The sequence below is a fragment of the Psychrobacter sp. M17(2026) genome, from assembly GCF_055699815.1.
In genome coordinates this window covers 312,271-326,974 of sequence record NZ_CM146741.1, presented here as the reverse complement: position 1 = coordinate 326,974, position 14,704 = coordinate 312,271, and the positions used below count along the sequence as shown (strand labels likewise).

Annotated in this window: 13 protein-coding genes; 7 read left to right on the top strand and 6 right to left on the bottom strand. The window is 44.3% G+C overall.

Going from position 1 to position 14,704, the window contains the following annotated elements; translation table 11 throughout:
- Nucleotides 1-58 precede the first annotated feature (58 nt).
- The 4 genes from ACR63T_RS01435 to thiS all read left to right on the top strand — a co-directional run bounded on the left by ACR63T_RS01435 (nucleotide 59) and on the right by thiS (nucleotide 2,536).
- On the top strand, nucleotides 59-538 hold the full coding sequence (locus ACR63T_RS01435; RefSeq protein WP_472784534.1) for a sulfurtransferase TusA family protein: 480 nt from the start codon (nucleotides 59-61) through the stop codon (nucleotides 536-538).
- A gap of 456 nt (nucleotides 539-994) precedes the next feature.
- Nucleotides 995-1,858, top strand: a complete 864-nt coding sequence (gene rpoH, locus ACR63T_RS01430; protein WP_201573683.1) for an RNA polymerase sigma factor RpoH — start codon at nucleotides 995-997, stop codon at nucleotides 1,856-1,858.
- A gap of 77 nt (nucleotides 1,859-1,935) precedes the next feature.
- Nucleotides 1,936-2,310 (top strand): DUF423 domain-containing protein, encoded by a 375-nt coding sequence (locus ACR63T_RS01425; RefSeq protein WP_472784533.1) that lies wholly within the window; start codon nucleotides 1,936-1,938, stop codon nucleotides 2,308-2,310.
- A 25-nt stretch (nucleotides 2,311-2,335) separates the two neighbouring features.
- A complete protein-coding gene (thiS, locus tag ACR63T_RS01420) occupies nucleotides 2,336-2,536 on the top strand; it encodes a sulfur carrier protein ThiS (protein WP_201571234.1) in 201 nt (66 codons plus the stop codon).
- 301 nt (nucleotides 2,537-2,837) lie between these two features.
- On the opposite strand, the gene hpf is transcribed toward thiS, so the two are convergent.
- Nucleotides 2,838-3,218 (bottom strand): ribosome hibernation-promoting factor, HPF/YfiA family, encoded by a 381-nt coding sequence (hpf, locus tag ACR63T_RS01415; RefSeq protein WP_472784532.1) that lies wholly within the window; start codon nucleotides 3,216-3,218, stop codon nucleotides 2,838-2,840.
- A 325-nt stretch (nucleotides 3,219-3,543) separates the two neighbouring features.
- The gene (locus tag ACR63T_RS01410) at nucleotides 3,544-5,259 is read right to left on the bottom strand and encodes an RNA polymerase factor sigma-54 (RefSeq protein WP_472784531.1); all 1,716 of its coding nucleotides are present in this window, start codon (nucleotides 5,257-5,259) and stop codon (nucleotides 3,544-3,546) included.
- A gap of 240 nt (nucleotides 5,260-5,499) precedes the next feature.
- Here ACR63T_RS01410 and ACR63T_RS01405 point away from each other — a divergent pair, with 240 nt between their 5' ends.
- Nucleotides 5,500-6,387 (top strand): nitrilase-related carbon-nitrogen hydrolase, encoded by an 888-nt coding sequence (locus ACR63T_RS01405; protein ID WP_472784530.1) that lies wholly within the window; start codon nucleotides 5,500-5,502, stop codon nucleotides 6,385-6,387.
- Nucleotides 6,388-6,430: 43 nt separating this feature from the next.
- On the opposite strand, the gene ACR63T_RS01400 is transcribed toward ACR63T_RS01405, so the two are convergent.
- From ACR63T_RS01400 to ACR63T_RS01385, 4 genes are all read right to left on the bottom strand, one after another.
- A complete protein-coding gene (locus ACR63T_RS01400; protein WP_472784529.1) occupies nucleotides 6,431-7,402 on the bottom strand; it encodes a tyrosine recombinase XerC in 972 nt (323 codons plus the stop codon).
- A 49-nt stretch (nucleotides 7,403-7,451) separates the two neighbouring features.
- Entirely contained in the window at nucleotides 7,452-8,336 is an 885-nt protein-coding gene (gene dapF, locus ACR63T_RS01395; RefSeq protein ID WP_201571216.1) for a diaminopimelate epimerase, read from the bottom strand.
- Nucleotides 8,337-8,580: 244 nt separating this feature from the next.
- Nucleotides 8,581-9,819 (bottom strand): diaminopimelate decarboxylase, encoded by a 1,239-nt coding sequence (gene lysA / locus ACR63T_RS01390; RefSeq protein WP_472785209.1) that lies wholly within the window; start codon nucleotides 9,817-9,819, stop codon nucleotides 8,581-8,583.
- Between the two features lie 288 nt (nucleotides 9,820-10,107).
- Nucleotides 10,108-10,383 (bottom strand): LptM family lipoprotein, encoded by a 276-nt coding sequence (locus ACR63T_RS01385; protein ID WP_472784528.1) that lies wholly within the window; start codon nucleotides 10,381-10,383, stop codon nucleotides 10,108-10,110.
- Between the two features lie 766 nt (nucleotides 10,384-11,149).
- On the opposite strand from ACR63T_RS01385, the gene ACR63T_RS01380 reads away from it, so the two are divergent.
- Complete coding sequence (locus ACR63T_RS01380; protein WP_201571212.1) at nucleotides 11,150-12,379, top strand: acetate/propionate family kinase; 1,230 nt, start codon at nucleotides 11,150-11,152, stop codon at nucleotides 12,377-12,379.
- Between the two features lie 112 nt (nucleotides 12,380-12,491).
- The gene (pta, locus tag ACR63T_RS01375) at nucleotides 12,492-14,636 is read left to right on the top strand and encodes a phosphate acetyltransferase (protein WP_472784527.1); all 2,145 of its coding nucleotides are present in this window, start codon (nucleotides 12,492-12,494) and stop codon (nucleotides 14,634-14,636) included.
- Nucleotides 14,637-14,704: the final 68 nt, after the last annotated feature.

The window sequence follows — 14,704 nt, the reverse complement described above, 5'->3', positions numbered from 1 at the left end:
ACCTTCTTTAAAAGTATAAGTAGAAGTACAAAATTCAAAAGTACTAAAGGCTTTGTTTATGTCCACTGATAATAATACTCACCCAGCTGCGCCTTATCAGATACATCTTGCTCAGAATCTAACGGCCACTGAGCAAGAGATAATTATCACTCATCTACAATTATTGCCAAGCGATTACATTAAAAAGGTTCAAAAGCTAGACTCAAATGCAATACCTTTGACAGATAGCGGTGTGATTATAAAGCAAGTAGTGGATGGACGCGGTTTGGCTTGTCCTATGCCGCTACTAAAAACGAAGGTGGCGCTACGTAATGTTGCAATTAATGAGGCACTGTATATCATCGCAACGGATCCTAATTCGCAAGCAGATATTGTCGCCTTCTGTCAGCAAAACTGGCAAACTAAGGACAGCAATTGCTTGCAATTACTAGTGAATCAGAGCACTGCTAAAACTAACCAGTCGTCTACTGATGCGTCCGTCACTGCAAGTTTCGATACAATATTTCACTTCATCATTACCAAAACTGATAGCAACTAAGACGGGCTATCCTTTACAATTAACATAACTCATAATATAACTAAAAGTTAAGTGTTTATTGCGCTAACTAATCTTCTATTAATCAAGGTCAAGAATATGGCTACTGAATCGGTGACGACCCCTAACAACGATGACCCTAATACCAGTGCTGTGAAAAACACCAAAGCTGTAAAGAATACAACAGCAAAGAGCACGTCTGCGTCTAGCAAAAAAATTAAAAGTGTCGTAGCAAAGTCGGCTGAACCTAAGAACAAACAGAGTAAACCTGCCGTAGTTAAGCAGGTGCAAGAAGAGAATACTGCGAAAGATAAAACTATCAGTAGCGATAAAACGGACAGTAAGCTTAGTCCTGAAAAAAATGCAGCACGTGAGGCTGCTCTAAAGGCAGCAGCAGAGCGCCCTCCTTATGATGCGAGCGCGCTAGAAGAGACGAGTACGCGTGACTTAGTACCTGCTATGCCGACGCATCTGTCAGCACCTGGCGTAAATCTTGGTGCTTATATTAATACCGTGCATCAGATTCCTATTTTGACCACGACTCAAGAGCAAGAGCTCGCGCATCGTTATTATGACGAAGGCGATGTTGAAGCCGCGCGATTACTGGTAATGTCACATCTACGTTTTGTCATTCATATTGCACGCAGTTATTCAGGCTATGGTTTACCGCAAGCCGATCTTATTCAAGAGGGTAACTTAGGTCTAATGAAAGCGGTGAAACGCTTTGATCCTAACAAAGGCGTACGCTTAGTGTCTTTTGCAGTGCATTGGATTAAGGCTGAGATTCATGAATTTGTGATTCGTAACTGGCGTATTGTCAAAGTAGCAACTACCAAAGCGCATCGTAAATTATTCTTCAATCTACGCAGTCTGAAAAAGACCAATAATCAGCTCACCTTAGAGGAAGCCGATGCTATCGCTAGTGATCTCAATGTCACCCGCAAGCAAGTGCTCGAGATGGAGTCGCGTCTGACCTCTTATGATGCCTCCTTTGAGACTCAGTCGAGCGACGATGATGATGGACGTTATGCGCCGCAACTGTTCCTAGAGGATGGTATTGATCCTGCTGAGATGCTTGAGGAAGCCGACTGGGAAGAGAATAACTCATCCGCGCTGATAGCGGCTATGGATACTTTGGATGATCGCTCGCGAGATATCGTTGAGCAGCGCTGGCTGACTGAGCAAAAATCTACGCTACACGAGCTGGCAGCGGTATATTCCATCTCAGCAGAACGAGTCAGACAGATCGAAAAAAATGCTATGGATAAAATCCGTGATGCAATGACTATTGATAGTGTGATTTTGCCAGATGATATTCAGTAGTCTTGTGAGTAGTAGGGTTAGCGAATTAGACAATAGCAAAGCTCACTAAAGGCTGTAAATAGTTGTAAGGGTAGCACATGGTGAATTGGATAGGTATCGGCGCTATTAATATGGCTATTGCTGTAGGTCTTGGCGCTTTTGGTGCACATGGTCTAAAGAATATCGCCAGTGCTGAGCAGTTAGCGTGGTGGCATACCGCTACGTTATATTTATTGGTTCATGCTATTGGTCTGTTGATTGTCAGCTTATTAATTCGCCTAAATTATGCGACTCAGACTAGCGCTTGGCTATTACAGATTGGGATCATTATATTTGCAGGTAGTTTATATTCGATGGCGTTAGGCGCTCCGCGTTGGTTTGGTGCTATCACTCCTATCGGCGGTGTGCTTATGATTGCAGGGTGGCTGTGGTTAGCAGTGACTGCATTGCGCTTAGGAAATAGCACTCTATAGCATTTAATATTAGGGGAATAAACTTATGAGTATTATCACCGTCAATGGTAAGACATTACAGACCACACATCAAACGCTACAGCTAGTAGTTAATGAGCTGGGATTAAGTGTTGGGCGCTATGCAGTCGAAGTCGATGGTGAGCTCATCCCCAAAAGTGAGCTGGGACTGATGCGTATCGCAGATGGAATGGTGATCGAAGTGGTACAAGCCGTTGGTGGTGGCTAATTTATTTTTATTAATACTGTTCTAATAAAGATACTTTCATTCAGAATTAGATATAAAAAAGACCTTAGCGTTTTGAGCGCTCAAGGTCTTTTTTTAATTAACAAGTAATTACTTCACTTAAATAGCAAGCAGAGAGATTGACCGAATTAGCATAACTACAACTATGTTTTAGTATTATGATTATCACTAATCACAGCTAATACTGCATCGGTCAAAGGCATTAAAGCTATATATCTCCTCTCCCTACCTATTTCTCAATCTGCCTCTATTTGTTCAATAATCTCGTTCATCAGTAAGTCGGTTACATTGCAGATGCTACATCAGCCACATCATTATCTACATAACGCCCGTCACGCCCTGCTCCTTGAGTCTTTTTGCTCTCTTGACGCGTCTTATATTTACGGACTTGTCTTTCAAGCTTATCGGACATATCGTTGATGGCTTTATACATATCATCATCGAACGCTTGTACAAACATCTCTTTGCCTGAGACGCGCATTATAGCTTCAGCCTTGTTACTTTTTTGACCGCCATCACTAGCGCCACTGTTATCCAAAGATAAAATAACTTGGATACTCTGAATTTGATCAAAATGACGCTCGATTTTTTCTAATTTTTCGCTTACCGCTGCATTCATTGCGTCGGTTACGGTGATATGATGACCACTGATCGAAACATTCATATTGTTATCCTTATATTTATAGCTAAAACTATAGAAAATAAAGCCAACTAGCTGTATTTTCTTACCTTATCGAGAGTATTAAACGCTATTAAAAACCGTTGATTTATCCTTAAAATCTTCAGAAATTAACGTTCTTTATTACTGGGTTTTTACTCCCGATGTAGTTCTAATTTGTCATGAAAGCTGTAGAGTAGCAAGCCGCATTGTTGTAATTAAATGTATCTAAGACTGGGGTTTTCTACAGACTTATATATAATCAAAAAATTTTGTTTTTAATTATCAAACATATATCACTGATTAAACCGTTTGGTATTAGATTATCAGCCTAATATTTTTGTTTACGATAGGTCGATGAGCCGATATTCAAAGCTTCACGATATTTGGCAACGGTGCGACGAGCGATATCGATACCTTCTTCTTGCAAAGCACTTTGTAATCGACTGTCTGAGAGCGGTTTTTTAGGATTTTCATCAGCGATAAGCTGTTTGATCATCTCACTGATAGCCGTTGAGGAAATATCACCATCACTACTACTTACGTGCGATGAAAAAAAGTATTTTAATGAAAATAGTCCTTGAGGCGTCAAAATAGATTTGCTGGTCGTCAAACGTGAAATAGTAGATTCGTGAAGCTCTACCTCTTCAGCGATATCTTTAAGGATTAAGGGCTGCATAGCACGCGCACCATACAATAAAAAATCTTGCTGGCGACGAATAATGCTAGTACATACTTTTAGTAAATTTTGATTACGCTCTTCAATACTGCGTATAAAAAGCCGCGCATCAAGCAGATTATCTCGTAGATACTGATTGTCAGGACTATCATCGCCGCGCTTAACTAAACTGGCATACTCTTTATTAACTTGTAGTTTGGGCAAAGTATCAGGATTCAATCTTACATCCCAACTATCGGGTGTGCCTGAGCTGTCTTTATTATTGGTGTTATTGGCTTTTTTGGATGATTTGATAGTGCTACTACCCCGTAGCGGAGTCACTAATACATCGGGTATATCGTAGCTCTCGGCAGGCTGCATATAATCAGGCTGACTACTCTGAAAAGATAATCCAGGAGCAGGGTTTAGGGTACGCAGTAATGTTAATGCAGGATTGATTTGCTCTGTAGCTAAGCCCGTCAGGTCAGTGAGCTTTTTGATATTATTACTCACTAGATGCTCGCTGGCACTCAATAAGGCATGAGCCTCTGCCAGATGGTCAGTGCTCGAATCGAGCTTATCTAATTGTATAGCTAGACACTCGCTCAAACTCCGTGCGCCAACGCCTAGCGGATCGCAGGACTGAATGATACGTAGAACAGCAGCTATCTCATCATATTCGATTTGAGTGTCCCACTGATAGAAGCTGGCCATCGTATCGAGACTTTGCAAAAGCTCGCCGATATCGAGTCGAATAAAACCCATATCATCCATCGACTCAACCAAATAATTGGCAATCAAAACATCGGTCTCTGATAACCGCTTGAAGTTCAATTGCCAGCGTATATAGTCTTGAATAGTGGCACTGGTGCTGCCTTGATAGCTGTCCAATTCGTCAAATCCAGCGCTGCTACTCGTTGAGCCTGAACCGCCAGCTGAGGCATAGTTGCCACTATCAAAACTGCTATACTCAAAGCTGTCGCTACTATAATCATCACTGCTATCCATAGCCTCATTATCTAGACTACTTTGCTGTAATTTATCTAAGCTGTCTGAATAGTTATCATCGTTGCTACTATTAGAGTCGGACTCATTACCAAACTCACTATCAGCATTTGACTTAAGCTCTTTTTGGTTGGCTGCGCTGGCCTCATTCCACATCTCAAGCGTCATCGGCTCATTTGGCTCGTGGTTTAGCTCATCGGCATGATCGTAATCAAGCTCTTCTTCCTCTATTCGCTCTAATAAGGGGTTGGCATCGAGTTTAGCTTGGACCTCTTGCGCCAGCTCAAGACTAGATAGCTGCAACAGCTTGATAGCTTGCTGCATCTGTGGGGTCAGCTTTTGTGAGGTGCTAAGACTAGCTGCCAAGCCAAACGACATACTCATAGGCAGTTTATTGCACTCCGATATTTATGATGCATAAAATTGATGATATTTGGACTAACCAAATGACAGCCCAAATAACAGATTTAGCCAAATAGTAGCCGTAGTATTTTTCACAGCTCTGATACTATGCTAATTTATTCTCAATAGATCAGCTTTATTTTCGTTAAAAAATGAACCGTTAGCTTTAATCTTATTAAAAACCGTATGTGCCATATTAACAAATAACCTTGAGAAAATACTATGAATAATAAATCACTTATTGTGGCGGCTGTGCAAATGAATAGCCAGCAAGATATTGCCACCAATCTAATAACCATCAAAGCCGCTATTAGCGAGGCCAGTATGCAAGGCGCTCAGCTAGTAGTGTTGCCAGAGAACTGCTGTAGCATGGGTCAGCAGTTTGCGACCGCTCAGCGCTTTGACGAGCTATCAGCGACAATTGCCTCTTATGCTACTGAATACCAAACTCACGTGTTGGCAGGCTCGCTACCTTGTCTATATCGTCCAAATGGAATCATCGTGCCTGATGGGCGTATGCGTCAAGTCAGCCAGCTATTTAGTCCTGATGGTCATCAAGTGGCGCGTTACGATAAGATTCATCTGTTCACGGCTACTGTCGCTGATAAGCAAGGCAGCTATGATGAGGCGCTAACCTTTGAGCCTGGCGAGCAAACAGTGGTGGCTCCTATTGATGTCGAGAATGGCAGTTATCAGTTGGGTATGATGGTGTGTTTTGATCTTCGTTTTCCAGCATTAGCGCAACGCCTGCGTCAAGCGGGTGCTGAGATACTTAGTGCGCCTGCTGCTTTTACCTTTATGACGGGGCAAGCGCATTGGTCGCTACTATTACAGGCACGCGCTTTAGACAGTCAATGTATGGTCATAGGTGCGGCGCAAGGCGGCGATCATCATTATAAAAACGGCAGTATCCGTCAGACTTGGGGACATGCTGCGATTACCGCTTTTGATGGAACAGTCATTGATAGCTATGACGCTAGTGCGCTTACTAAGAGAACTGAAAATAAAGACGATGCACCCTATGCGCTAGTATTTGGCTCTTTAGATATAGCGGCGCAACAACAAGGACGACAACGTATGCCTATCTTTGGTTGCCATCGCTTAGCCTAATCTGGCATAACTTAAGTTATTAGAAATCAAGTTAGCAAAGTATCTATTCTATATCGCTTGTACTATGAGTTGCGCGCGGATGAGCGCGATCATAAACTTGGGTCAGCTTGGCAAAATCAACATGGGTATAGATTTGGGTGGTGCTAATATCGCTATGCCCCAGCATCTCTTGCACTGCCCGCAGATCACCACTGCCTGAGAGCATGTGCGAGGCAAAGCAATGACGCAATAGATGCGGGTACATATTTTGCGCAATACCTGCACGCATAGCAGCAACTTTTAGGCGTTGTTGTACGGCTCGACTGGACAGCCGAGTACCGAGCTTTTCGCTAATAAATAACGCGCTGTCCTGTTGCTCCACCCATAGATTACGGTGTGGGAGATAGCGTTTGATAGCGGTAGCGGCCTTATTGCCAAGCGGCACTATACGAGTCTTATTGCCTTTACCTGTAACCCTCAGGCGCAAATCGGCTAAATCTATATCCGTCATATCCAGCGCTACTAATTCACCGACCCGTAAACCACTGCTATAGAGTACTTCAAACATAGCTTTATCACGCAGCCACAGCCTCGCCTGCTCTGGTGTCTCAGGTACAGGCTGATCTAGCAGTTGACTTAGTAGATCAATATCCGCGATTGACGGTAGCGGTCTTGGACTGCGTTTGAGCTGATAGCCCGTCGTCGGATTGATACGCGCCAGTCCCTCTTCAATCAACCAGCCATAAAAATGGCGAATAGCCGATAGCTCTTGCTGCACACTCGCCAGCGCCAGCTTATCCTCGTCAATACGCTGACTAATATGCTGCGCTAATTGACGTTTGTCACAGCGCGTCCACGTCAGTTGCTTACCACGCAAAAACAACGCTAGCTGCCTGACCCCAGCAAAATAAGCGCTCAAAGTATGCTTAGAGTGGTTGCGCACGGCTAAAATATCGAGCCAGCGCTGCACAGGTGTTAGCAGCTCAACAAGCGCTGAATCTGTTTCTATAGCTTTAAGCGAGTTAGCAATAGTCATGCATTGTCCTCTTCTGCAACCCTAAAAGAGCGCTACTACTTCATTTAGCTTACGATGGGTTAGGCTCGATTCCTGCTTGTGCCATCAGTCCATCAGGACTAAACACCCCTTCATAAACAAAAGCCGTTGGCCCTGTCATCATCACCGAATAGCCTGGCTGCCAGCGTACTACCATACTGCCGCCATACAGCTGAGCACGGATATCCTCGCCCTCATCTAGCCAGCCCTCCCTTATGCCCACTGCTACCGCCGCACAAGCGCCTGTGCCGCAGGCTTGCGTCTCACCGACCCCGCGCTCATAAACTCGCAGTCGAATATGACGCTGGTTCATGACTTGTACAAAGCCGACATTGACGTTATTGGGAAAGGCCGAATGCGCTTCAATCGCTTTGCCCAGCTTGGCAACATCTGCTTCTAAGATGTCATCAACTTTGATCACGGCATGGGGATTGCCCATATTCGCCACATAGAGCTGTACTGGTGTACCAGCGACATTAAGATGATACGCATTTTGGATCTTGGTCGTGGCTTTGGGCGTGAACGGAATCTCGTTTGGCTCAAACTTTGGCTTACCCATATCTACTTCGACCCAGCCGTAACGGTCAGTAGTCAAAGTAATGACCCCACTGGCAGTCTCAACTTTTAGACGCTGTTTAAAGGACAGTTTGCGCGCTTGTACGAAGCGGGCAAAACAACGTGCGCCATTACCGCACTGTTCAACCTCTGCGCCATCGGTGTTAAAAATACGATAGCTAAAATCAACATCTGGACGCATCGGTGGCTCGACCACCAGCAGCTGATCAAAGCCAATTCCCAGATGACGATCACCCAATAACTGCACCAACTCCGCGCTCAAATCCAAACGCTGAGTGACTAAGTCGATAACCATAAAGTCATTACCTAGACCGTGCATCTTAGTAAATTCTATTAACATATACTTATGTCCTATTTTGTTTTTATATGTGGGTTATAGTAGCACGGCTTATAGTAGGATAATGGTTACAGATGATCATAACCTATTAATTTTTGCTAATAACAAACGGTGAGTAACGCTGATAAAAGTTGACAGTAATTGATACAAAACGCTTAAAACTTAGGTAATAAAAAACCCATTGTTGCAGTAACAATGGGTTCTAGTTGTAGCTATATTTACATCGAAATCAAATAAATACTATTTATTATCCCTTATTACCCCAAGGCATCTCATTAGCATATAGCGCCTCGACGGTTTCGCGTTTGCGTACGAGCTGATGCTTAGTGCCTGCAACCATGACCTCGCAGGCGCGCGGGCGGGTATTATAATTGCTACTCATCACCATGCCATAAGCACCAGCGCCAGTGATGGCTAATAAATCATTTGCCGCTAAGCTCAGCAGGCGCTCTTTTGCCAAAAAGTCGCCCGTCTCACAGATAGCGCCAACGATATCCCATGATGGCATATCATGTACACTTACGCTATCAGGTAACGCACTAGGAATGACTGCCATTTCAGCTTGATACAGTGCAGGACGAATCAAATCGTTCATCGCAGCATCAACGATAGCAAAATTCTTATGCTCAGTCGGCTTGAGTATATCGACACGTGTGAGCAATATACCTGCATTGGCAACCATACTACGACCCGGTTCAAAGAATACTTTGAGATTAAGCTGGGTAAGCTTGGGCAATAGCGCCCCTGCAAAGTCAGCTATAGTGACAGGTGACTCATCGATGTAACGTACACCCAAACCACCGCCCAAATCAACATGAGCAAGCTTGATCCCTAGTTCAGCTAACTTGTGGATCAGCTCAATCAACTTGTCTAAAGCAGCAATAAACGGCTCCACTTCAGTCAGCTGTGAGCCGATATGACAGTCAATACCGACGATATCGATATGTGACATCGTTGCGGCTTGGCTGTAGACAGCAACCGCTTTGTCATGAGCGATGCCGAACTTATTATCTTTAAGACCTGTGGAGATATACGGATGCGTGTTGGCATCGACATCAGGATTGACCCGTAATGATATCGGTGCAGATTTGCCCAGTTGCTCAGCTACTTCATTGATTAATATCAGCTCATTGACAGACTCAACGTTAAAACAGTTGATGCCTTGGTTAAGAGCAAATTCGATATCATCACGCGTTTTACCAACGCCTGAGAATACAACTTTTGCAGCCGCGCCGCCTGCCGCTAATACCCGCATTAGCTCGCCACGAGAGACGATATCAAAGCCTGCGCCTGCCTCTGCCAGTACACTTAATACCGCAAGATTAGAGTTGGCCTTTACCGCATAACAAATCTGATGATCGATAGTAGCAAAGCTATCACTATAGTCCTGATAAACATTTAATATGGCTTGTTTAGAGTAGACGTAGCATGGCGTTGCATATTGCTCAGCTAGCTCGCTAACGCTTACGTCTTCTATATATAGCATATGATTGCGGTAGCTTAGTGCTGGCAAATGGTCAGTTAGCACTATGGGGTCAATATATAGCCCTTGCTCGGTTTGGATAGCTACACTTGCAGTGTGAGTCGCGTTCATTGCCGACGTAAGATTACTCATAGTGATATCTCTAATCTTTTTAAATTATCAAGGTGAAGTATTGGGATTATAGGGCGTGTCCTCATTTTGAAAATGATAATAAAAATGAGATAGATTTTTGCCAACATCTATTATCTAAAACTTACCCTACAAACATTAGTACTATAAGATTATTAGTTATTAATAATCATTAGGGTCATCACTGACTTCAGGAAATATCTGCTGCTCTAGGTAGCGCTCTTGTTTGTAATCGCTGTCATCAAGATCAGCAAAAGCGGCATCCTGCGGATTGCTAGTGCTTGCCAAGTCATCAGAGCTAGTGGTCACTGTTTGAGTGGCTGGATCCACTAAATATAATTCGTTTTTTTGACCACAACCTGTCATAGCTAATGTCGCTAAAGAGATCGCCACTAGGGCACATTTTGCAGATAAGAAAGAATGATTAACGCTTAACATAGTAGGCATATCCTAGTGAGGCAACTATAAATCCCAAAGCCGTTCAATGGTATAAAAGCTTAATTGAGCCTGGGGCGTGTCCCTAATCTGAGCGTCTGAAACTAAATGGGCTAAAAAAGGCTAAATTCTGGCAGGGCGGTGTCAAATAGCTCATCAATATCCCGATATTAATAACACTATTATCCTATCCCTGCTGCAATTTATCTCATTTTTATCGCCATCTTCAAATTGAGTACACGCCCTACGTCTGCTTGATCATTAGCGAGCAAGATAGAGTCATTTGCTAGCGGCCAATAATAGCATTAATTGATAAGTCTTTGCAGATTCAAGGTATATTTGCGCAAAATTATAAGCTGATATGAGCCTTTTTTTAACACTATTTTTAATGTTGAAATTCGACGGTGTCACTTTTTGATAAATAATATAGCTTATCTAGACAAACTTACTTACAATTTGAGTTAACGCTTGTACTGCTATGCTAGCTATGCTGTTAGTTAAGAAATGAGCTTATTAGGTGCTTGACTAGAGCCAATATAAAACCTTATAGTCATCAAGGTGTAACTAATAAAGCAGGCAAATGGGTTGTATTTCATAAGCTTAATAGACATGGTATTGATAGAAAATAGCCAATATTTTATGACTTCACCTAGCAAGTGGTATATAGCACCTTCTAAATTTACACTATAAAATAGCTATTGATTTTTGTTTGTTCAACAGCTGTTAATCGTCTATGATTAACCTACCATCAACCCTCTAAGGATAGAGTATGAGTGACAGCGTCAATAATCAAAACGATCAGAATGCAGACACCTCGCAACTGACCAACCCTACGTTAGTACTAAACTGCGGTTCTTCTTCAATCAAATACGCGCTAATCAGCGAAGATGAGTCTACGCGTATTGTCGGCTTGGCTGAGAATTTGGGTCTTGATACTGCCCGTATTAAGCACACTAAGCTGAACGGTGAAAAGCTTGAGATTGCTATTCCAGGTGGTCGTCATGAGTTGGCGCTACAAAAAATCCTTGAGCTACTTGAGCAGTATCATTTTGTTGCTGTTGGTCATCGTGTGGTACATGGTGGTCGCGAGTATTCAGAGGCGATCAAAATTGACGCGCATGCACTATCAGAGATAAAACGTCTGAAATCATTAGCACCGCTACATAATCCAGCGAATGCGCTAGGGATTGAAGCGGTACAAGCGATCTATCCTGACATTCCACAAGTCGCCGTTTTTGATACGGCGTTTCACCAAACGATGCCCCCTGTCGCCTATCGCTATCCTGTACCAAAAGCCTTATATGAAGATCATAAAATTCGTCGCTATGGCTTTCATGGTACGTCACACGCCTATGTCTCAGAACGTGCCAGCATGCTGACTGAAGTCAAAGGCCCGCATGGTTGGTTGACCGCACATTTAGGCAACGGCTGTTCAGCAGCGGCTGTTTATGATGGCAAAAGTCTAGATACCAGCATGGGTCTTACGCCACTTGAGGGTCTGATGATGGGTACGCGCAGCGGTGATGTCGATCCAAGCTTGCACATTCATCTTAAGCGTCAGCTGGGCATGAGTCTTGAGGACATCGATAAGATGCTCAATAGCGAAAGTGGTCTGCTAGGTATCTCAGGCTTATCCAATGATTTGCGTACTGTTGAGCAAGCCGCATCTGAGGGTCACAAAGATGCGCTACTGGCTATCGAGATGTTCAGCTATCGCGTCGGTAAATATCTTGCCAGCCTAAGCTGTGCGCTACCTGAATTTACCGGTATTATCTTTACGGGCGGTATCGGTGAGAACTCTGCCACCACCCGCGCTCGTATTGTGAATGTGATGCGTCACTTCGGTATTAAGTTTGATACGGATAAAAACAAAACCTTGGCTGGCGGTGCGGAAGGCAGCTTCCAAACTGAGGACAGTAGCGTTGAGCTATGGGTCATCCCAACCGATGAAGAGTGCCGTATCGCGCAAGAAACCCGTCAAGCGCTTGGTCTAAACTAAGTATCGACGATAAAACTGAGAGTAGCTGATCCTTATTTAACAAATACAGCTTAGCGAACACAGCGACTCTCAGCACGCCGATTAAAAACCAAAATAAACCGTAGGATACGCTATGCAAACCATTTTACTTGTTCCTATTAGCCGTGGTATTGGGGTCACATCAGCCGCGCTAGGGCTGATACGCGCGCTTGATTATAACGGTGTCAAAGCCGCTTTTATGAAACCGTTCTTGCAAGATGACACCCTCGATAAACAAAACAGTCTCGATAGCTCAAGTGCGCTTATTATGCACGCCTTTGGCTTAACACCGCCCCAATCTATCAATCGCCAGCGCGTTGAGCGCATGATCGGCGATGGTAATCTCGATGACTTGATGGAAGAGGTGGTCGAAAACTTTCAGTCTATCGGTCAAGATCAAGATGTCATTATCTGTGAAGGTCTAGTGCCGACCACTGAGGCCTCTTACGCCTCACAGGTCAACCGCGCTATCGCTCATGCACTGGATGCCAAGATTATCTTTGTGAGCACCGCTGACACCAGTAACCCCGCTCATCTAGCTGATAAGCTTGATGTCCACGGGCGCGAGTTTGGTGGTATCGCTCATGAACGCACTTTAGGCTGCATTTTAATGCGCGTTGATGTCCCTAATACTTTTGACAATCAACCTGTCGCTCCTGGTGAAGCAGTCTACAAACTTGATGAAAAATTCGTCAGTGACGTTCAGCGCCTATCCCCGCACTTTCAAACCGATAAATTTCGCTTGATAGGCGTCGTGCCTTTTAGTGACTCGCTATCAGTGCCACGTACTTGGGATATCGCTGCTGAGCTTGATGCCACTTGGCTCAACGTCGGTGAGGCGAAGAGTCGCCGTATCACGGATATCAGCTTGACCGCACGTTCAGTAGCACGCGTCGATGAAGTGTTTAAGCGCGGTACGCTAATCGTCGTCCCAGGAGATCGCGATGATTTGCTATTAGCGGCGGGACTCGCTTGTATCAATGGCATCCCGCTGGCAGGTATTGTGCTAACAGGCGGAGTCATCCCGAATGAGACTGTCGCTGAACTGTGGCAGTCGGCACTGAAAACGGGCATTCCAGTGATGAGTGTCGAGACCGATAGCTTTGAGACCGTACAGAGCCTGATGCATATGAGCGCTGAGATTCCAAGTGATGATACTGAGCGCGCCACCGATGTCACCCGCTATGTCGCCGCCCACTTAGATCTGAGCTGGATTAAAGATTATTTCAGTGGCGATTATAAACCGCGTCTGTCTCCTGCCGCGTTCCGTCATCAAGTGGTCAAAAAAGCACAACAAGCCAAAAAACGTATTGTACTACCAGAGGGCGCAGAACCTCGTACGGTAGAGGCCGCCTGTATCTGTCAAAGCCGAGGCATTGCTAATTGTGTGCTGCTAGCTAAGCGTAGCGAGGTTGAGCAAGTCGCCAAAAACCGCAGCTTAGTATTGCCAGAAGGGCTTGAGATTATTGATCCTGATACGCTAGATATGACCAATTATATCGATGCAGTGGTCGCCGCTCGTAAGGGCAAAACCACTGATATCGCTGCGGCTGAAAAGCTAAAAGATACGGTCTATCTAGGCACAGTGATGTTGCTGTTAGATGAGGTTGATGGACTAGTTTCGGGCGCTGTTCATACGACGGCCAATACTGTACTCCCAGCATTTCAGTTAATCAAAACCGCACCGCAGTATTCACTGGTCTCTTCTATCTTCTTTATGCTACTGCCTGAGCAAGTCGTGGTCTACGGTGACTGTGCGATTAATCCAGACCCAACTGCTGAAGAGCTGGCTGAGATTGCCATTCAATCGGCGCAATCGGCAGCAGCCTTCGGTATTGAGCCAAAAGTGGCGATGATCAGCTATTCAACAGGGGCATCAGGATCAGGTGCTGACGTTGAAAAAGTTAAACAAGCAACTGCTATCGTCCGTGAGCGTGAGCCAAACCTAGCGGTTGATGGTCCACTACAATATGATGCTGCCTCGGTCATGAGCGTCGGCAAACAAAAAGCACCTGATTCAAAGGTAGCCGGTCAAGCCAACGTGTTTATATTCCCTGATCTAAATACAGGTAATACGACCTATAAAGCGGTGCAACGTAGCGCTAATGTCATTAGTGTTGGGCCGATGCTGCAAGGGTTAAACAAACCTGTGAATGATTTATCTCGAGGTGCTCTAGTCGATGATATCGTCTACACTATCGCGCTAACGGCTATTCAAGCATATAGCGATGCTATTTAATTTGTTGTTTTGAGTTAACTCAACTATTCAAAGCCGATTATCATAATGATAGTCGGTTTTTTATTGAT